Annotated in this window: 17 protein-coding genes; 5 read left to right on the forward strand and 12 right to left on the reverse strand. The window is 59.8% G+C overall.

Going from position 1 to position 19,286, the window contains the following annotated elements; all coding sequences use genetic code 11:
• Positions 1 to 8: 8 nt before the first annotated feature.
• From RMQ97_RS06815 to dusB, 7 genes are all read right to left on the reverse strand, one after another.
• Entirely contained in the window at positions 9 to 1,412 is a 1,404-nt protein-coding gene (locus tag RMQ97_RS06815) for a potassium transporter TrkG (RefSeq protein WP_413660106.1), read from the reverse strand.
• 5 nt (positions 1,413 to 1,417) lie between these two features.
• Positions 1,418 to 2,791: a Trk system potassium transporter TrkA gene (trkA, locus tag RMQ97_RS06820; protein WP_413660107.1), complete on the reverse strand. Its 1,374-nt coding sequence runs from the start codon at positions 2,789 to 2,791 to the stop codon at positions 1,418 to 1,420.
• An 18-nt stretch (positions 2,792 to 2,809) separates the two neighbouring features.
• Positions 2,810 to 4,204 carry a sigma-54-dependent transcriptional regulator gene (locus RMQ97_RS06825; protein ID WP_413660108.1) on the reverse strand — a complete coding sequence of 465 codons (1,395 nt, stop codon included), beginning with the start codon at positions 4,202 to 4,204 and terminating at the stop codon, positions 2,810 to 2,812.
• A gap of 3 nt (positions 4,205 to 4,207) precedes the next feature.
• Positions 4,208 to 6,499: an ATP-binding protein gene (locus tag RMQ97_RS06830; protein ID WP_413660109.1), complete on the reverse strand. Its 2,292-nt coding sequence runs from the start codon at positions 6,497 to 6,499 to the stop codon at positions 4,208 to 4,210.
• A gap of 83 nt (positions 6,500 to 6,582) precedes the next feature.
• Positions 6,583 to 7,848, reverse strand: a complete 1,266-nt coding sequence (locus tag RMQ97_RS06835; protein ID WP_413660110.1) for a sigma-54-dependent transcriptional regulator — start codon at positions 7,846 to 7,848, stop codon at positions 6,583 to 6,585.
• Positions 7,845 to 8,906, reverse strand: a complete 1,062-nt coding sequence (locus tag RMQ97_RS06840) for a two-component system sensor histidine kinase NtrB (protein ID WP_413660111.1) — start codon at positions 8,904 to 8,906, stop codon at positions 7,845 to 7,847. Before RMQ97_RS06840 ends, RMQ97_RS06835 begins: the two co-directional genes overlap by 4 nt.
• On the reverse strand, positions 8,903 to 9,910 hold the full coding sequence (dusB, locus tag RMQ97_RS06845; protein WP_413660112.1) for a tRNA dihydrouridine synthase DusB: 1,008 nt from the start codon (positions 9,908 to 9,910) through the stop codon (positions 8,903 to 8,905). The genes RMQ97_RS06840 and dusB overlap by 4 nt, the downstream gene beginning before the upstream one ends.
• Before the next feature lie 145 nt (positions 9,911 to 10,055).
• Between dusB and RMQ97_RS06850 the strand changes: the two genes are divergently transcribed.
• Together RMQ97_RS06850 and RMQ97_RS06855 are read left to right on the forward strand one after the other, a co-directional pair.
• On the forward strand, positions 10,056 to 11,213 hold the full coding sequence (locus tag RMQ97_RS06850; RefSeq protein WP_413660113.1) for a bifunctional 2-C-methyl-D-erythritol 4-phosphate cytidylyltransferase/2-C-methyl-D-erythritol 2,4-cyclodiphosphate synthase: 1,158 nt from the start codon (positions 10,056 to 10,058) through the stop codon (positions 11,211 to 11,213).
• On the forward strand, positions 11,210 to 11,716 hold the full coding sequence (locus RMQ97_RS06855) for a CinA family protein (protein WP_413660114.1): 507 nt from the start codon (positions 11,210 to 11,212) through the stop codon (positions 11,714 to 11,716). The genes RMQ97_RS06850 and RMQ97_RS06855 overlap by 4 nt, the downstream gene beginning before the upstream one ends.
• Here RMQ97_RS06855 and RMQ97_RS06860 read toward each other — a convergent pair.
• Genes RMQ97_RS06860 through RMQ97_RS06875 form a run of 4 tightly spaced genes read right to left on the reverse strand, consistent with a single transcriptional unit; the run spans position 11,675 to position 15,834 of the window.
• Positions 11,675 to 12,178, reverse strand: a complete 504-nt coding sequence (locus RMQ97_RS06860) for a type II toxin-antitoxin system RatA family toxin (RefSeq protein ID WP_413660115.1) — start codon at positions 12,176 to 12,178, stop codon at positions 11,675 to 11,677. The genes RMQ97_RS06855 and RMQ97_RS06860 overlap by 42 nt on opposite strands.
• A gap of 4 nt (positions 12,179 to 12,182) precedes the next feature.
• Entirely contained in the window at positions 12,183 to 13,160 is a 978-nt protein-coding gene (gene lipA / locus RMQ97_RS06865; RefSeq protein WP_413660116.1) for a lipoyl synthase, read from the reverse strand.
• A gap of 31 nt (positions 13,161 to 13,191) precedes the next feature.
• Complete coding sequence (locus RMQ97_RS06870; protein ID WP_413660117.1) at positions 13,192 to 15,222, reverse strand: cation:proton antiporter; 2,031 nt, start codon at positions 15,220 to 15,222, stop codon at positions 13,192 to 13,194.
• Between the two features lie 3 nt (positions 15,223 to 15,225).
• A complete protein-coding gene (locus RMQ97_RS06875) occupies positions 15,226 to 15,834 on the reverse strand; it encodes an NAD(P)H-dependent oxidoreductase (RefSeq protein WP_413660118.1) in 609 nt (202 codons plus the stop codon).
• Between the two features lie 151 nt (positions 15,835 to 15,985).
• Between RMQ97_RS06875 and RMQ97_RS06880 the strand changes: the two genes are divergently transcribed.
• From RMQ97_RS06880 to RMQ97_RS06890, 3 genes are read left to right on the forward strand one after another with little or no spacing between them, the layout of a single operon-like run.
• Positions 15,986 to 16,327 (forward strand): autorepressor SdpR family transcription factor, encoded by a 342-nt coding sequence (locus RMQ97_RS06880; RefSeq protein WP_413660119.1) that lies wholly within the window; start codon positions 15,986 to 15,988, stop codon positions 16,325 to 16,327.
• 6 nt (positions 16,328 to 16,333) lie between these two features.
• Positions 16,334 to 16,915 (forward strand): hypothetical protein, encoded by a 582-nt coding sequence (locus tag RMQ97_RS06885; protein WP_413660120.1) that lies wholly within the window; start codon positions 16,334 to 16,336, stop codon positions 16,913 to 16,915.
• A gap of 31 nt (positions 16,916 to 16,946) precedes the next feature.
• Complete coding sequence (locus tag RMQ97_RS06890; RefSeq protein ID WP_413660121.1) at positions 16,947 to 18,713, forward strand: alpha/beta hydrolase family protein; 1,767 nt, start codon at positions 16,947 to 16,949, stop codon at positions 18,711 to 18,713.
• On the opposite strand, the gene RMQ97_RS06895 is transcribed toward RMQ97_RS06890, so the two are convergent.
• The gene (locus tag RMQ97_RS06895) at positions 18,710 to 19,282 is read right to left on the reverse strand and encodes a DUF6702 family protein (protein ID WP_413660122.1); all 573 of its coding nucleotides are present in this window, start codon (positions 19,280 to 19,282) and stop codon (positions 18,710 to 18,712) included. The two genes, RMQ97_RS06890 and RMQ97_RS06895, sit on opposite strands and share 4 nt — an antisense overlap.
• Between the last annotated feature and the right edge of the window lie 4 nt (positions 19,283 to 19,286).

Here is a 19,286-nt window from a genome sequence, read left to right on the forward strand (position 1 = left end):
AATCTCTGCTAACGACGGATCACAAGGGCCCAGATAGCGGCCAATCCCGCCAGAACTTCCAGACGCCCCAAAATCATGACCGGAATAAGGATGTGGTAGACCGGCTTGGGCAAGGTGGACCACGCATGCCCCTCCCCCGTCTGGGCAAATAGCGGGCCGGTATTGGACAAGGCGGCCACGGTCACGGAAAAGGCCGGCTCAAACGAGACGCCCTGGAGCGCGACCAGCAGGCCTCCCAGGCCGAGAACCGCTGCAAATCCCAATACATAGGACCAGATGGTGATCAAAAGGGAATCGGCGACATGGCGTCCGCGAAACTTCACGCGTTGAATGCCTGACGGGTCCATCAGCTTGTTCAGCTCAGCGCCCATGCGCCACCAGAGCAGGAAGACACGCGACACTTTCACCCCTCCTGCCGTGGACGCGGCTGCACCGCCAATTAAAACCGCAAACAGCGCGGCAACCGGCACGGGGATCTGACCTTCATGAATTTGCCAACCGCTTGTGGTGACGATGAAAATCGCATCGAATACGCGATCAAACACATGGTCCATATCCACAATCATGAAGACAAGCGCGAGTGCGAGGACCATGACGGCCAGGGCGGCGAGATCCGGATCCAGCAAGGCACGGCGGTCCCGCAGAGCATCCCAGAAGATCGCTATATTCAAAGCCCCCGCCAGGCTAGCCACGGCCAGGACAAACAGGCCAAACCCGGACAGGTCATCACCCAGCGCACCGGAAAACGGCATCAGACCCGCCGTCGACAGGCCCGACAAGGCGAAAGCCAAGGCATCGGGGCCGGTCTGGCCGTCCAGAATCAATAATCCGGCGACCACCAGGATCATCACGCCATAGACCATGGCGATCCGGCGCGCCGCGATGGGCAGATGGGCAAACACATTGTCGGGATTGAGGGTCAGAAGGAAGGACCGGCGCACACCCGGGCCATTGCGGTCCAGAGCGGCAAGCAAGGCGGTCGCCATGATGAGTGTGACCAGTCCGCCCAGGCCTGCCAGGAGGTGACGCCAGAAGACAAGGCTTTGCGGCAGGGCCTCGGGGGGATGCAGAATGGCCCCGGTAGTCGTGAAAGCAGAGACCGCCTCGAACACGGCCTGTTCGAATGTGAATTGCGGCGTGGACAAGAAAGGCAAGGCGGCCAATAGCGGCCCGGATATCCAGACCAGAAGCCCCAGGACCAGAGCATCGGATGTCCCTGCCCGGGAGCTCAGTCCGCGTGTGAGCAGCAAAACCATGCCAGCGAAAAACACACACAGGAGCGAGAGGGTGAGAAAGGCCACCACCATGACCGGCTCGTTCCAGGCCATGGCAAACAGGGCGTTGAGGGCCGCCATCACTCCCAGGGCGATCCAGAATCCGCTCAGCGGACGGATAAGGGCGGGAAAGGCCATTGTGCCTAGAAATAGTCCAGACTGACGCGGAAGAGGTGTTCGACCTTGGGTATGAGGGCCTTGTTGCAGAACAAGAGGACGCGATCATTTTCCCGAACCCGCCCTTCATCACACGGCAGGATCACCTCACCTTCACGCACCACAGCGCCCAGGGCCACCCCATCGGGAAGGTCCAGCGCATCGATCGATTTGCCCACAAGCGGCGAGGTTTTAAGGGCTATGCCTTCCACGGCTTCAGCCTGGCCCCCGCCGAGTGATTGCAGCCCGGTGATCCGTCCACGGCGAATATGCTGGAGAATGGTCGAGACTGTCGCCGCACGCGGATCGATCAGCACGTCGATGCCGAGCGGTTTGCGTAAACCCTCGAACGTGCGTTCATTGATCAGGCTGAGTGTGCGTTCCGCACCCTCGCGCTTCGACATCACGGCGGAGAGCATGTTGACCTTGTCATCATTGGTCACGCAAACCACCAGTTCGGCATCCTGGACGCCCGCTTCCTTGAGGAGTTTGGTGTCCAGGGCATCCCCATAAAGCACAACGGTACGCTTGAGCTTGTCGGCCGCTGCTTCGGCCTGGGCCTTGTCGCGTTCGATCAGACGAACTTTTACACCCCCGGCTCGCTCCAGAGCCCGGGCGACATAGAGGCCAATATTCCCGCCCCCGATCACCACGACCCGACGTGCTTTTTCGGAATCGCGTCCAAAAATATCCAGAATCCGCCGGACCTGCTTGCTCTCGGTGACGACATACACATCATCCCCGGCAAGGAGTGGATCGGTCATCTCCGGGATGAAGAGAGTTTTCTCACGCTGCACCCCGACCACCGCCAGACGCAGATCCGGGAAGAGCTCCATCAATTGCTCGGTCGTCGAGCCGGCGACAGGGGAGTGCTCATCCAGCCGCAGTCCCAATAACTGGACGCGTCCGCCCGAAAAAACGGCGGTATTGAACGCACCGGGTGTTTCAACCCGCTGGAGGATGGCCCGCCCGACTTCCAGTTCTGGCGAGATGACCACATCAATCGGCAAATTGCCTGTATTGAACAGGTCGGACCAGGCTGGATCCAGATAGTTCTGGGCCCGAACCCGCGCGATTTTCATGGGGGTTTCGAACAAGGAGTGGGCCACCTGGCACGCAACCATATTGGTTTCGTCCGAATAGGTGACCGCAACGATCAGATCGGCTTCGCCCGCCCCGGCACGTTCGAGCACATCGGGATGAGAGCCATGCCCCACCACGCCGCGAACATCGAGATCGGTTGTGACTTTCTCGATCAGCTCGGCTGACCAGTCGACCACAGTTACGGCATTTCCCTCGCGGGCCAGGGTCCGGGCAATGCCATACCCGACCCGACCTGCGCCACAGACAATCGCTCGCATCGCGCCGTCCTGTCTTTGTTAGCTCGTCCCACCGTTATCACGGTTTGTGTTTCCCACACCCAGAGATTTCAGTTTGCGGTGCAGAGCGGAGCGTTCCATGCCGATGAAAGCGGCGGTGCGAGAGATGTTCCCGCCGAACCGGTCAATCTGGGCCTTGAGATATTCGCGCTCGAAGCTTTCCCGCGCCTCCCGCAGGGATAGAGCGATCATTTTCTCGGCATCAAATCCGGCATCCTGGGTGTCGCGCGTGACGACTTCGGACGGCAGGGAATCCAGCGTGATCGGCTGATCAGGCTGACCCGTGGCCAAGATCAGAAGACGTTCCACATTATTGCGCAACTGACGCACATTCCCCGGCCAGTTATGCGCCTGCAGGGCCGCCATTGTATCCTCGCCAATCTCGCGCGTGGCCAGGCCGGACACCGATGTCAGACGTTCCAGGAAATGCCCGACGAGGTTCGGGATATCCTCGCGTCGTTCGGCCAGGGCCGGCACCTTGATCGGTACCACGGCCAAGCGGTGATAGAGATCCTCACGGAAACGGCCATCCATGATGGCCTGGCGCAGATCGCGGGCTGAGCTGGAGATGACACGGACGGAGACCTGAACATCGGCCGATCCGCCCTGGCGGCGGAAGCGCTGCTCCACCAGCAAACGCAGGAGTTTGCTCTGCACTTCCAGAGGCATGTCGGCGATTTCGTCGAGATAGAGCGTGCCGCCATGGGCGCGTTCCAGCAGGCCGACGCTGATGACCTTACCCTGCCCGTCCTCGCGGCCAAACAATTCCTCTTCCACACTCTCCGGTGACATGCCCGGCGCAGAGACCGTAATGAACGTGCCCTCTGCGCGGGGAGACCCCTGGTGGATGAGGCGCGCGACCAATTCCTTGCCCGCCCCGGATGGCCCCTCAATCATCACGCGGCTATTGGTCGGCGCGACACGCTCGATCAGCTGACGCACCTGGGTAATTCCGGTCGACTGCCCGATCAGGCTGAACTGGATGTCATTGCGTTCACGCAATTCCCGGTTCTCGGCCCGCAATCGCGAGGTTTCCAAAGCCCGCGCAACGGTGAGCAGCATTTTATCGCTCTTGAACGGCTTCTCGAGGAAGTCATAAGCACCATTGCGGATTGCGGCAACGGCGGTCTCGATCGTGCCATGGCCAGAAATCACGATCACCGGCAGATCCGGATTGATCCGTTTGAACTCTTCCAGCAGTTCCAGACCGTCCAGACGACTGCCCTGAAGCCAGACATCCAGAATGATGAGGGACGGCTGACGTGCCTTGACCTCGGCCAGAGCGCCATCGGCATCCCCCGCCTCGCGGGTTTCATAGTCCTCATCTTCTAGCAAGCCGGCAATCAGCTCGCGGATATCGGCCTCATCATCAACAATAAGAATGTCGCGTGCCATGACTTATGCCTCTTTCCGGGTCTCTTCAGTCGGTATGTCTTCATGATCCGCCAGGGGGAAAACCAGGCGAACCACAGCTCCGGGATGATCGTCGGGAACACCCAGTTCCAATCGTCCCTTGTGGTCTTCCATGACACGCTTGACGATGGCCAGGCCCAGGCCCGTGCCTTTTTCGCGTGTCGTCATGTAAGGTTCTGTCAGTCGTTCACGGTCAGCCGTTGGCCAGCCCAAGCCGTTATCCACCACCTCGATGATCGCGAATCCATCTTCGGACCGGGTCTCCACCCCCAGTCGTCCTGGAGGCCCCTCACCGCTATCACGATCCATGCGCGCGAGAATGCTTTCCGATGCGTTCTTGAGGATATTAGTCAGGGCTTGGCGCGCCAGACGCGCATCGCAGAGTGCCCAAACAGGATTGTCAGGCCGCTGATGTGTCAGCTCGATCTGGGGTGTCGCGACACGCTGCGCAAACACAGCCGCCTGACTGACATCGAGCATTTCTGTGGGCTCGACCTGCGGTGTGGGCATGCGCGCGAAGGACGAGAATTCATCCACCATCCGGCCGATATCACTGACCTGGCGAACAATTGTATCGGTACACCGGTCGAACGTCTCACCATCCACTTCGATGTATTTGCGGTATTTGCGCTGGAGGCGTTCGGCGGACAGCTGGATCGGTGTGAGCGGATTCTTGATCTCGTGAGCGATCCGGCGTGCCACATCCCGCCAGGCGGCATTGCGCTGAGCGGTCACAAGGCGTGTGACATCATCGAAGGTGATGATCAGACCGGCTTCCTCATCCAGTGCGGCACGCGCGTTGAGATAGCGCGATTGGTCATCCCGGCCGACCAGATCGATTTGTGCGTCCGCCACCAGTCCCGGCCGACGACGGGCTTCATCCACGATTGAGCACAATTCCGGTGTGACATCGTGGATGGTTGCTCCCACCAGATCTTCCGTGCGCGGTTCGAGTAGCGATACCGCCGAGCGATTGATCAGTGTGATCCGGTCTTCATGGTCCAGACCCACAACCCCGGCGGAAACACCGGCCAGGACCGCTTCGGTAAAGGCCCGTCGCTGTTCGGACTCGGCATGGCTTTCGACCAGTTCGCGTCTTTGGGAACGCAATTGCCGGGTCATGCGATTGAAGGCGCGTCCCAGAGCGGTAACTTCATCACCCTCACGGCCCAGCTGGACCCGGGCATCTAGATCACCCCGCCGCACACGTTCTGCCGCAGCAACCAGTCGGGAAATGGGTGTCACCACCCGTGTGGCCGCGGACAAACCCAGCCAGATCGCCCCGATCAGGATCAAAGCTGCCAGCTCGGCATAAACCATGAGGAATGTGACACGAATCTCGGACTGGTCTGACGACAAGGACCGATAGTCGGTCAGAGCCTGTTCCGAGCGCTGAAGGAAACCGTCATCAATGATACGCGCTGAGTAGAGGAAGATATCGGCCTGGGGGTTGAGCGCCTGAAACCCCCACACCACGACTCGGCCGTCATCGCGGACGGGCAGAACCTCGACCTTGAACAAACCCTGACGGGCCTCTTCCCACATGGTCTGTGTGGGCAGCTGATAGGGCACCAGGGGCGGCACTTCATCGACCACCCGCCCCTCTTCTTGCAAGAGGTCCGGGATAAAAAACCGCCCCGCTTGCGTCACTTCTGCACGCGCCAGGATCGTGCCAGCACTGTCGATCACCCAAACCCCGTCCATGCCATAAAGGCGTCCGAGATTTTGCAGTCGCTGGGTATAGGCAATCCGGCTTGTCGCCATTTCCCTGAGCGCCTGGGGGGCGGACAGATCCCCATAGATGGGCCGAGCCGCGGAGACAAAAGCCAGGGATTCTCGCTCAACTACTTCGGCGGCCAGGGATGCGGCGCCTTCCATCAGCGTGTTCACGCGTTCGCCGAACCAGTAATCCACACCGCGATTGAGCACAGCACCCAGAAACACTGCGGACAGCAGGGCCGGCGTTGCAGCGGCCAGTGAAAACAGTCCCACAAAGCGCAGGTGTAGGCGCGGAGCCGGTTCACCAAACCGTCGACCGCGAATCCGCCGCGTCAGACGCACGCCAACAACCGCCGCCAAGATGATGATCAGGAAGGCGTTGATGAACAGGATTTGCAGCAGGTTCTCGTCAGACGGGGAAAACCAGTGCGAATTACCAAACGTGGCAATCGCGCAAAAAACGACCGTCGTCAGAGATAATACGAAGCCCACACCGAACGCTGCCATTGAGCGCGGCGACAGGGATCGAACGATCTGGGTAGCGGCTGGACGTTTCAATCTCGCTCCGGCGTGAATCCGGCCGGAGTGTGGCGCGGCTGTTGCGAAATATCAACACCCGTGCTGCACAGACAACAAGGCGCCTATTCCTCCTCGCTGCCATCCCCTAACTCCTGCAGCCGACGCGCGAGTGTATTGCGGTTTACACCTAGCAATTCCGCAGCCTTGGACCGATTGCCGCCCACACGGCCAAGGGCTTGTTCAAACAACGCCCGATCGAGTGCATCCAGTGCGACCTGACGGGCCTCCTCGCTCTGAAGGGCCATGCCAGCCAGTTGCCGGGCTGCACCGGGCAGATCGGCAACAGTTTCGGTGTTGAGGTTTTGCAAAGCGGCCAGAGCTTCGGCACGACTGGCAATCGTGCCGCGTGTTGACAGCATCAGACGCGAGAGAACAGAGCGCAATTCGGCGACATTTCCGGCCCAGGGTGCCTGGCGAAGGCTTTCCAGAGCTTCAGGCGCCAGAACCACGGTGTCACGGCCATCCCGCCGCGAGAACATGCGCAAAAAGGCTTCGGCAAGGGCAGCGATATCTTCCCGGCGCTCACGCAGGGGTGGAACATCGATGATGTATTCACTCAGGCGCACCATCAGGTTTGGATCAATAGGATGGCCCTCACCTGGCGTCATGGTGGCGATAACCCGGCTGGTTCCCGAATCCAGCGCATCGCGCGCCGCGCGCTGCTGGACCGCGTCCCACTCATTCACACGCAACCACAGCACCGGCTTGCCCGACTGGGTCGATTCGAATGTCTCCTCGACGGAATGAGACGGCGTGATGACGCGTGTTTCACGGATCACGAGGCCACACGCTTTCAACAAGGCTTCCGCGGCCTGGCGTTTGCCGACCCCGCTTTCGCCCGTGAACACAACATGGGCGCCACTTGATGCCGCGCGCGCGATGGATTTGAACGTCGTCTGGATGGCGGCGGACTGGCCGATAAAGCCGGTGGGTTCGGACGCGCCCCCGCTGGCACGTACTTTGGGTTTTTTGCCCACCGCCGTACGGATGTGTGTAACCAGATCGTCCAGATCAAAAGGCTTGGGCAAATATTCGAACGCCCCGCCTTTTTCCGCATCAATGGCGGTAGAGGCCGTGGCATTGGCGCTCATAATGATGACTGGCAATTCCGGACGCATGCGTGTCACCAGGCTCAGCTGGTCGAGAAAATTCGTTCCCTCCAGCATGACGTCTGCCAACAGCAGATCGCCCTGGTCTTCGCGCACCCAGCTGATGGCGGTTTCCGGTGAAGCCGTAGCACGCACCTGGAAGCCCGCCACGCTCAACGCCCGCGACAGGACGCGTTTCAGGCTTTCATCATCTTCAAGAACCAGAATACGTGCGCTCACCGTGCCATCTCCTCTTTGAAAACGGGAAGACGCAGATTGAAACGCGTGCGCCCGCTTTCGCTGTCATAATCAAGCTGGCCGGAATGCATCTCCGCAACGCGGGCGGCAAAGGCCAGTCCCAGACCCTCACCATTGGCCTTTGTGGTCACAAAGGGGGTGAACAGGTTGGGCTGCAGCGCTTCGGGAATGCCCGGTCCTGTATCAGTGACTGATAACAAAAGAGGCGAATACACCGAAGATGCCCGACTTCGATGGCTTGCATCGTACCGTGTTTCAATCGTGATGCGGGCGCCTTGCTGCGAAGTGAGCGCATCTGCCGCATTATCGAGCAGGTTCAGGACAAGTTGGAGCAATAAGTCCTCATCACCCACGGCATCGGGCAAGGACGGATCAAACGCCTTGACGATTTCTATGTGGTCGAGCTTGCGCGCGCGATGCAGTCGTTCCAGAGCCGCCATGCCCAATTCGTTGAGATTGACCGCACCGGTCTGGGTCATCTCGACTTCGCCCATCCGGCTCCAGTGATTAGTGAGGCGGGTCATACGATCGGCATCATCAATGATATGCACGGCCAGTCCGCGACATTCTGCCAGGTCATCCTCGCGCTGGATGAGCTGGGCGGCTCCGCGAATACTGGCCAGCGGGTTTTTCAACTCGTGAGCCAGCATGCGCGCGAACCCACGAGCTGCATCGCCCTGCCCCGAGGCCGGCATGCGACGCGGTAAAACGCTGATCGTCACAAAACACTTGTCCGGGGACCAACGTGCGTGAATGTCATAGCTTTCCCGGTCCGCGGCGGCGTGTTCCACCGCGACGACATTGCCCTCTTCTTTGCGGCACTGAGCGGCGATATCGGTGACCACCCCGCCATATTTGGAGACCTTGCGCAGCGGACCGCGGCGCAGGGATTTCAAGGACGTCCCCATCCATTCCTCGGCCGCATAATTGGCCCAGAGGACTTCACCGCTTTCATCAATGATCAGAAGGGGAAACGCGGCGAGATCACCCGCTTCCTGAATTGTTTCGGCGGACAGATGGCCGTTTCCGTTCTGTGTCACGCGGCTTTGCTCCCGGGCCAGTGCGGTAGATCCACAAGGCGCCGGAGTTCCCCCAGAATCGCCTCGGGATCAGTGGACCTGCACAGGTTGGACTTGGCATCGCGAACTTGCAGCGGATCCGCGTTACCGGTCTCGATGTCCAAAAAAGAAGCAAAGTGCTTGCGCATCATGCGGATGCCCAGATGCTCGCCATAGAAGTCTACACTATCCTTGAACTGCTGCGACAGAGCCTGAAGCTTCTCGCTCCAGCTGACCAGCGGCACATCCAGTCCTGCCAGACCGGCGCCGATCTGACCCACAAGCCAGGGGCGTCCCTGAGCCGCTCGCCCGACCATCACCGCATGCGCTCCGGACTGGGCCAGGGCCTCGCGGGCATCCTCCAGGGTGCAGATATCGCCATTGACCGTGACGGGAATGGACACAGCATCACGCACCGCGCGCACGGCGGCCCAGTCTGCCGTTCCGGTATAGAATTGCTGGCGTGTGCGACCGTGAACCGTCACCGCCTGAATACCGGCATCTTCAGCACGACGCGCCAGCTCGGGTGCATTGAGCAGGGTTTCGTCCCAGCCCAGCCGCATTTTCAGCGTGACGGGAATATCCACCGCTGCAAGGGTGGCCTCGATCAGGGTCATTGCATGATCCAGATCGCGCATCAGGGCAGACCCAGACAACCCCTTGGTCACCTGGCGCGCCGGACATCCCATGTTGATATCAACGATATCCGCCCCGGCATCCGCGGCTATCCGGGCCCCTTCCGCCATCCATTCCGGCTGACGCCCGGCCAGCTGGATCACCTTGGGGTCAAGAGATGCATCTGCGGTGGCTTTTCGCACCATGTCGGCTCGGCCCTTGGCGAGCATTTCGCTGGCCACCATCTCAGACACGACCATACCGGCCCCAAAGGCCTGGGCCTGTCGGCGAAACGGCAAATCGGTCACGCCGGACATGGGCGCCAGAATGGCCGGAACCTTGATCTCGTGTCCTGCAATGAAAAAGCTCATTTCGCTTCGCCGCCGCACCTTCTAAAACCCGGGGATCGGCCCCTGTCCGCTTGATCTCCCACATAGGTCGACCGGATAAAGGCGGCGAAACTAGCGCTCTTGCCCTGAGGCGGCAATGTCGGGCGCCTGTTGCGGGAGAGAATGCATGACGATCGCCGCAATCATCGTGGCTGGAGGATCCGGGCAACGCGCTGGCGGAGGCATCCCCAAACAATATCGCGAGCTCGTCGGTCAGCCCGTCCTTCGACGAACTGTGACACCCTTTCTCGAGCATCCCCGCATCGACCAAATTGTCGTTGTCATCGCACAGGACCATCAATCCCTGGCAAATGAGGCGCTTGGGCCAGACAAATCCCGGGTCCTGATGGCTTTTGGAGGCGCGTCACGATCGGCCTCGGTCCAGGCTGGGCTGGCCGCGCTGGCGGACACACGCCCCCAACAGGTTCTCATTCACGATGCGGCGCGCCCCTTTGTATCGGTCGACCTAATCGATCGGGTGATCGCGGGCCTGTCGAAGTATCCAGGCATTATCCCGGCCCTGCCTGTTGTTGATGCGCTGGCTCAAACCGCGGGGTCCCGTCTGGCTGCGCCAGTGAACCGCACCGGGATGGTCGCCGCCCAGACCCCTCAGGGATTTGACGTCGAGACCCTTGTCTCTGCCTACCAGGCCCTGGGCCCGGACGCGGATTTACCGGATGATGCGTCCGTCCTGCGTGCGCACGGACAGGACGTGGGCTGGGTTGACGGGGATGATATGAATTTCAAACTCACCCGACCCGATGATTTTGCCAAGGCCGAACGCATGCTGACATCCGCCTCTCCCGTCTTTCTGTCCGGACAGGGCTATGATGTGCATCGCCTCAAAGAGGCCGAGAGCATGTGGCTGTGTGGGGTTGAGCTGAAAGAGGGTCTCGGACTGGTCGGACACTCCGATGCCGATGCAGGCCTTCATGCCCTGACCGATGCCATTCTCGGGGCGGCCGGCGAAGGCGATATCGGACAACATTTCCCACCCAGTGATGACCGCTGGAAAGGAGCCTCCTCCGACAAGTTTCTGCGGCATGCGATCCACCTGCTTGGCCAAGCTGGCGGGGCCCTGGTGCATGTCGATGTAACCTTGATCTGCGAGCGCCCGAAAATTGGTCCTTATCGCGATGCCATGCGTGCCCGGATTGCCGAGCTCTGCGACCTGCCGCTGGCGCGCGTCAATATTAAAGCAACCACAACCGAAAAACTGGGCTTTACCGGTCGGCGCGAGGGATTGGCCGCCCAGGCGATAGCAACAGCGAGGTTTGACGGATGACCCGGATTGATCCTAACACCCTGGCCGCTGACGTCCTGGATCGGGCCCGAACCGCAGGCACGATGATCTGTACAGCGGAAAGCTGCACGGGTGGTCTGGTGGCCTCTCGCCTCACCGATATTCCTGGCTCGTCTGATGTGGTGGACCGCGGATTTGTGACCTATTCCAATGACGCGAAGACCGAGATGCTGGGCGTTGATCCGCGCATTATCGCCAGTCATGGCGCTGTGTCCCGAGAGGTGGCCCGGCTCATGGCCCAAGGTGCGCTGATGCGTTCGAATGCGGATATCGCCGTGTCCATCACCGGTGTTGCCGGGCCCGGTGGCACGCTCCGCAAACCTGCGGGCCTGGTTCATTTTGCGCTCGCTGTGCGGGGTGGTCAGACCCTGATGCAGGTGAAACGGTTTGGTGATCGCGGTCGCGACACGGTGCGTCAACTGGCCGTCCAGACCGCCTTGACCCTATTGCTGAAGGGCGTGGATCTCGTCGTCCAGCTGGACTGACGGATCACCCGTCGGGGTATAGCGGCGCTTGGCCTCGTCCTGGAACCGGCTGATGAGCACGCTCACGGCCCGTTCTCGATTGCTGTCGAGCAGCATCTGGAGAACCGGATTGCGGAAAGCCGCATTGATATAGAATTCCACCAGGCAGGACCCGTCACTCAGCGCGTGGAACCGCCAGTTATTCTCCAACTTGCGGAACGGGCCGGAGACAAACTCCACCTCGATGGTCCGCTTGTTCTCATCCGCATGAACGACTGTGGTGAAACGCTCGGTGACAAACTTGTAGCGCACACGCGCTTCGGCTTTCAGCTGGAAGCCGTGCGCGGTCCGTGTTTCGTCAGTCACACGCATCGCGGTGATCTGGTGGATGAAATTGGGATAGTGTCGCACATCGGAGACGAGATCGAAGAGGTCGTCCGCCGAATAGAAAAACCGCTGGGCGCGGCGTAGTTGCGTGCTCATCTAGTCAGGCCTTGGCCAGCTGGGCGTCCCGGGCGGCTCGGAGCTTTTCGAAATCTTCGCCGGCGTGGTGACTGGACCGCGTCAGCGGGGTCGCAGAGACCATCAGGAATCCCTTGGCCCGCGCGATCGTTTCATACGCCTTGAATTCGTCCGGCGTAACAAAGCGATCAATGGCGGCGTGTTTGCGGGTCGGCTGGAGATATTGCCCGATGGTGAGGAAATCGATGCCCGCAGACCGCATGTCATCCATCACCTGCATGACCTCTTCCTTGCTTTCCCCCAAACCGACCATGATGCCCGACTTGGTAAATTGCGACGGGTCGCGATCCTTGACGCGTTCGAGAAGACGCAGGGAATGATAATAGCGCGCACCCGGACGGATTTCGAGATAGAGCCGAGGCACGGTTTCCAGATTGTGATTAAACACGTCAGGCCGGGCATCGATAACCTGCTCGGCTGCGCCGGGCTTGCGCAAGAAGTCCGGTGTCAGGATCTCGATAGTCGTGCCTGCAGACGTCTCGCGAATGGCTTCGATCACATCGACAAAATGCTGTGCGCCGCCATCAGCCAGGTCATCCCGGTCCACCGAGGTGATGACAACGTGTTTGAGGCCCATCTGTGCAACGGCTTCGGCCACACGGCGCGGTTCATCGGTATCGACGGGGCCGGGCAAGCCGGTTTTGACATTGCAGAAGGAACACGCGCGCGTGCAGGTGTCGCCCAGGATCATGAAAGTCGCGTGGCGTTGATCCCAGCACTCACCAATATTGGGACAGCCCGCTTCCTCGCAGACCGTGACCAGCCCGCCATCCTTGACGATCTTCTGGGTCTCCGTGAACGTCTTGCCCAGCGGGGCTTTGACACGGATCCAGTCCGGCTTGCGCAGAACCGGCGTATCATCGCGTTTCTGCTTTTCCGGGTGACGCGCGGCCCGTGCCTCGGTGGCAGCAGTCCGGCTCGACATATCAATCAGATTGGCCATAGGGAGCACATAATCCCGCACGCGCGGCGCATCAAGCGTCGCTGTCGGTTCCTTTCGTCTGCGAAGCGGCGTTTGCCTCCTCCTCAGCCTGGGCATCCTCGGCTGTGGGCGGCGACCATCCACGATCATCGCGACCACCGAAGCCTTTGCCCACATTGCGGATTTCCGCCTCGTGTTGGGCTCGCACCTCTTTCGCCTTGGCGATATAGGCTTCGTTTTGGTGAATAGGCACATCCGGATCATACACGGCGGCCATAGTTACCAGCGCATCCCGGTCGGATTTGACAAACAGCTGGGACAGGCGTTCCGCCTCGAACGGGTGCACACCCAGAGCCTCGAGTGCCGAGCGACCAGCGCGCACACCGCTGTCGAAGGTTTCGCGAATAATGTCCCGACACCCCGCAGCATAGAGATCATAGACGTGCTGGCGGTCCCGGGCCCGCGCAACAATGTACACGTCGGGATAATGCTTGTTCACATAGTGAACCAGCCCGGTCGCCGCCTCTTTTTGATCAATGGCGATAACCAGCATCTTGGCGTTCGCAATGCCGGCCGCCTGAAGCAGGTCCGGACGGGTGGCATCTCCGAAAAACACCTCCACACCAAAGGTGCGCAGCATGTCGAGTTGTTCGGAACTATAGTCGAGCACGGTCGTTGAAAAGCCCGACCCCCGCAGCATGCGATTGATGATCCCACCGAAACGACCATGCCCCGCGATGATCACGTGGGAGCCTTCGTCCTCCACATCAGACTCCCGCGTTTCACTGGTGGCATAACGAGGGGTGACCAGTCGCTCATAGATGATGAAGAGCGCCGGGGTCAGCAGCATCGACAAGGCGACGATCAGCAAGAGAGTTTGCGAGAGGCTCTCCGGGATCACATCGTTTTGAACCGTAAAGGACAATAATACGAAGCCGAATTCGCCTGCCTGCGCCAGCCCCAGTCCGAACAGCCATTTGTCACGACCCCGGATCTTGAAGACATAGGCCAGGCCCAGAAGGATCGCGCCCTTGAGCACGATGAAGCCGACCGTCAGACTGATCACGATCGGCCAGGTCTCAAACAACAGGGCGAAATTGATACTGGCTCCAACGGTCATGAAAAACAGGCCGAGCAACAAGCCGCGGAACGGGTCGATATCGCTTTCCAGCTCGTGACGATACTCGCTGTTGGCAAGAACCACACCGGCCAGGAACGTCCCCAGTGCCGGAGAGAGGCCAACAAAGGTCATCAATAGGGCAATGCCGATGACCATCATCAAAGCCGTTGCGACAAACAATTCGCGCAAGCCCGCCATGGCGACAAAGCGGAAAATAGGACGCGTGAGATAACTTCCCACCAGCCACACAGCGCCAATGGCGCCCAGCGTGATAATGGCCTGTAACCAGGCGGGCAGTCCGGCAATCAGATTGAGATCGACATGTTCGCCGTCACCATGTTCGCCGTCCCCGTGGTGGTCTTCACCGTTATAATTGTCGCCGTGAGGGTCGCTAGCGCCCGGGGCTGCATCGCCCGCCGAATACTCGCCCACACCCATATCCATCAAGTCCGGCATGGCCAGAAGTGGCATAAGGGCCAGCATCGGGATCACCGCGATATCCTGGAAGAGCAGAACGGAGAAACTGCCTTGCCCGCCATCCGATTGCATCAGCCGTTTTTCATTAAGGGTCTGAAGGACAATCGCTGTTGAGGACAGAGCGAAGATGAGACCCACAGCCAGGGCAATGGTCCAGGGTAGCTGGAAAGCCATCGCCACGCCCATCACGGCAAGAGCGGTCAGCGTGACCTGCAAACCGCCAAGACCGAGCAATTTGGTGCGCAATTCCCAAAGTCGCCGCGGTTCCAGTTCCAGCCCGACCAGGAACAACATCATCACGACGCCGAATTCGGCAAAATGCTGGATCGCGATGACATCCACATCAATAGCGATGAGAAGCGGGCTGATCGCGATGCCGGCAATCAGAAAGCCAAGGACAGAGCCCAGTCCAAGCCGTGAGGCGATAGGAACGGCAATGACACCAGCTGCGAGGAAGATGAAGGCGAGAAGCAGAAAATCACCCATGGCTCAGCCCTCCCCGCGGATCGGCAAATTGGTATGCTCAAGGACATCCAGATCCTGAGCGCGAGATGTGTCAAAGGTGTCATCGCGCAGCGCCGTCAGCAAACGCGCATACGCGGCAGCATGAGGCTCGATCTCGCCAGCCGGCACCGCCTTCAGGGATCCATACAATACATAGGGCGGCAGGAAGCTCATTTTCGACAATCGCGCTGTCTGTTCGATCGGCGTCAGGAAAGTGCGCAACGGATAGTGCTGATATCCCTGTTCGGTATAGGCCTCTTCGGTGCCTGCCGCTGTGAGGGCCATCATCATGGATTTTCCGGCCAGCTTGTCGCCGCCCTTGCCATAAGCAAAGCCATGCTCGAGCACCAGGTCGAACCACTCCTTGATCAAGGCAGGGGTCGAATACCAGAAGAACGGACACTGGAAGATGATGATGTCGTGATTGAGCAGGCGCTCCTGCTCCGTCTCCACATCGATCTGAAAGCGCGGATATTCGGCATAGAGGTCCACGCAGGTAATACCGCTGAGATTATGGGCACGGGCCCACATGGCCTTGTTGGCGTGAGAGAACCGGTGTCCCGGATGTGCGTAGTATAAAAGAATCCGAGCCATGTCCCCTACCCGTTTCTGCCCAAGGCTGAACAAAATGGGATGATTGTCACACGGTTTCAATAGGCCTTTCGATGCACGGTCATCGACAACGATTAGATATTTTTCTAAATGATCCTTGCAATCAGTTAGTCAATTAGCTAATTGTCTAATCATGAGCACTGTTTTCAAAGCCCTTGCCGATCCGACACGGCGCGAAATCCTGCACATGTTGCGGGAAAAACCGATGACGGCCGGCGAATTGTCCGACGCCTTCCCTGTCTCCAAACCCACCATGTCTGCCCATTTTACTGTTCTGAAGGAAGCCGATCTCGTGGCTGCGACGCGTCAGGGCAAAAACGTCATCTACTCGCTCAAACTGAGTGTCCTGGAAGAAGCACTCCTGGGGTTCGCCCAGGGTTTTGGCCTGGGCACACAGACCGGTTCGGCTCCCCCAACGAACTCGCCCAAACCCGATACGTCCCCACGCGACACGTCTGACGACGGAAAGGACTGAATGATCATGAAACCCAATTTTCTTATTCCGGCTTTCATTCTGGGGCTCATTCAGATCCTGGGCCTTATCATGATGTTCCGCGAACCCGACCTGATCTGGATGTGGGCCATCGCCATGCTCATGCTGCCTGTTGCCTGGTTCCTCCTGGAACGTCTGCGTTTTAGAGGCGCGCTCGATCAATCCGCGCTGGATGATCAAAAGACCGTAAGATGGTCCGTGTCTGCCGCAAGTATTATGATCGTCGTGCCTCTCTCGTTTACCGTACTCTACGATACAGGTATTGCGGGCTTCAGCGATACGTTCGAGCAAAGGCTTGCGGGCATTGTGTTTGGCATCGTCCTGGTGGGCTATGGCAATCTGGTCCAGAAACGCCCCGCCTCACTGGGCAAGGGCATTGATAACGCGGCCCGACAACAAACCACCAATCGCCAGGCGGCACGCATATTCGTGATGACGGGTTTTGCCTATATCGCGGTCTGGTGCTTCGTTCACATCAATTACACGGTCGGATTTTCGATGGTCGTCCTTGTGGCCATGGTCATCATGATCGCCGGCAATGCGCTGAGACGACACATCATCAGCCGCTAAACCACCACACTCTCTCAACAGGAGATTTCCCATGTTCACACTATTGCTGGTGTCCGGTTTCCGGACGCCCTGGGGGCGGCTTGCCCAAATTCTGGCCCTGAGCCTGCTTACCCTCACCTCGCCGCTGACGGGGCTGGCCCAGGCTCAACCCACCAACCCTGACGGCGCCTGGCAAGGCTCGCTTGCCACGCCAGCGGGCACGCTGCGACTGCGCATCGAGCTCGTCATTGACGAAACCGGAACACAGAGCGGCACCCTGGAGAGCCTCGACCAGGCACCCGGCCAATACATACCGCTGAGCGCGATCGAGGTGAGCGGGGAGACGTTCAGCTTCTCCATCGCCGCCATCGGCGCCCAGTTCTCAGGCCGTTGGAATGAGGCCAGCCAGACCTATGACGGCACGTTTTCGCAAGGCATGGAGTTTCCCCTCAGCCTGGCGCGCGCGGAGGCTGTTCAAGCCGCGTTTTATGACGGTCTTGACGGTGTGTGGGAGACCACGCTCATGCGTGAGGACACCGCACTCGAGCTTGTGCTCAATGTCATCTCTGATGATCAGGGAACCCGGGCCTCGCTGGATTCCGTCAGCCAGGGCGCCTTTGACCTCGCGGTGACGGATCTTGTCCGTGAGGGCGACCAGGTCGGTTTCAGTGTGCCCCTGGCCAATGTCACCTTCTCGGGCGTGTTGGACGGCGACACGCTCCACGGTCAATGGGTCCGTCCGAACTTTCCCGATGCGACGCTGACCTGGCAACGCACGGCGACAGCCGTGACCGGACCAAATCGTCCGCAGGAGCCAACCGAACCCTACCCCTACACGGTTGAAGAGGTGAGGATTGCCAATCCCCAGACTGAAGACATCATCCTGGCGGGGTCCTTCACCCATCCTGACGGTGTTCGCCGTGCGCCCGTCGCCTTGCTGCTCAATGGATCAGGCCCTCAAGATCGCGATGAAACCGTGTGGGAACACAAACCCTTCCTGGTACTGTCCGACCATCTCACCCGTCAGGGTATTGCGGTCCTGCGTCTCGATGATCGGGGCACGGGTGAAACCACGGGACATTATGCCCCTGCCACGATCAGTGATTTTGTGAGCGATGCCCAGGCCGCCCTCGCCTGGCTGAAAACCCGCCCGGATGTCGATCGGGATGCGATCGGGATTATCGGTCATAGTGAAGGCGGTCTCCTGGCCCCCATGCTAGCCGCCCAAGACGAAGAAATCGGATTTATTATCCTGCTGGCAGGCCCGGGAACCACGGGTCAGACGGTGATCCTCGAACAGACTCAGCTGATGTCACAATCGGCGGGGGCCACGCCTGAGATGCTGGCCGGACTGGAAGAAGCGATGACGGCTCTCACGACGGCGGTTCGAACGGCGCCTTCACAAGACGCCGTGCCGGCGGCAGTGGATGCCGCCCTGACCCCTGAACGCATGACAGCCCTGCAGATCCCGGCCGACATGCGTCAAACGGCCATGGCCCAGATGACCCGCACCTGGTATCGCGACTTCCTGCGTCATGATCCGGCCGTCTATCTTCGCGATGTCTATCAGCCGGTTCTGGCGCTGAACGGCACTCTGGATGTGCAGGTGCCCCATGCTTCGAACCTGGCCGGAATCGAATCGGCGCTGGCCCATAATCCCGACACAACGCTGATGGCGCTGGACGGTCGGAACCACATGTTCCAGCGCGCACAGACCGGAGCAATCCCGGAATATGCTCAGATCGAGGAGACCCTGGACCCGATGGTTCTGGAGTTGATCAGCGACTGGATTTCAGAGCGGTTCGAGACGCTCGACTAGTCCCAGCGAATGCGGACCGGGTCACGCTGGCCCGGTCCCTGCATCGCGGTGCGCACGCGCGAATTAAACCGGAAATTGGTCATCATGACCTGGTCGTCGAAATGATCAGACAGGATGTCATTATCGACCAGAAAACCGGTGTCGGCCGCGGGTGCCGTCCCATCAGGTAGGTGAACCGTAAAATAGGCATAGCCGAACTCTTCATCGGTCTCCGCACCGATCCAGGTCAGATCGTAGAGATAACCCTCACCATCCGCGAGACGGAATGTGGCGCGCAGATAGGCCTCGATAGCAGCCTGCCCGTCCACGCTGGCAAACACGGCTTCCGGATCATACTGGTCAAAACCCAGCGCTTCGGTCAGATCATGCGCAAAGACGCGGATCACCAGCTCGACCTCGCCGGTGGTTTCGTTTTCGTAGATTTCCGCCACTCCGGCATGCAAGCGATGGGCCTGGGCTGGTGTCGACACAGCCAGGATTACGCCCACCAAAGCGGCCAGACGGAGCAAGGCCCGCAGGAGAGAACTCCCGCGGGCCCGGCTGTTGCTGTTATCCAGTGCAGATCTCACCAGG

Source organism: Maricaulis sp. D1M11, assembly GCF_047308265.1.
Classification (GTDB): Bacteria; Pseudomonadota; Alphaproteobacteria; order Caulobacterales; family Maricaulaceae; genus Maricaulis.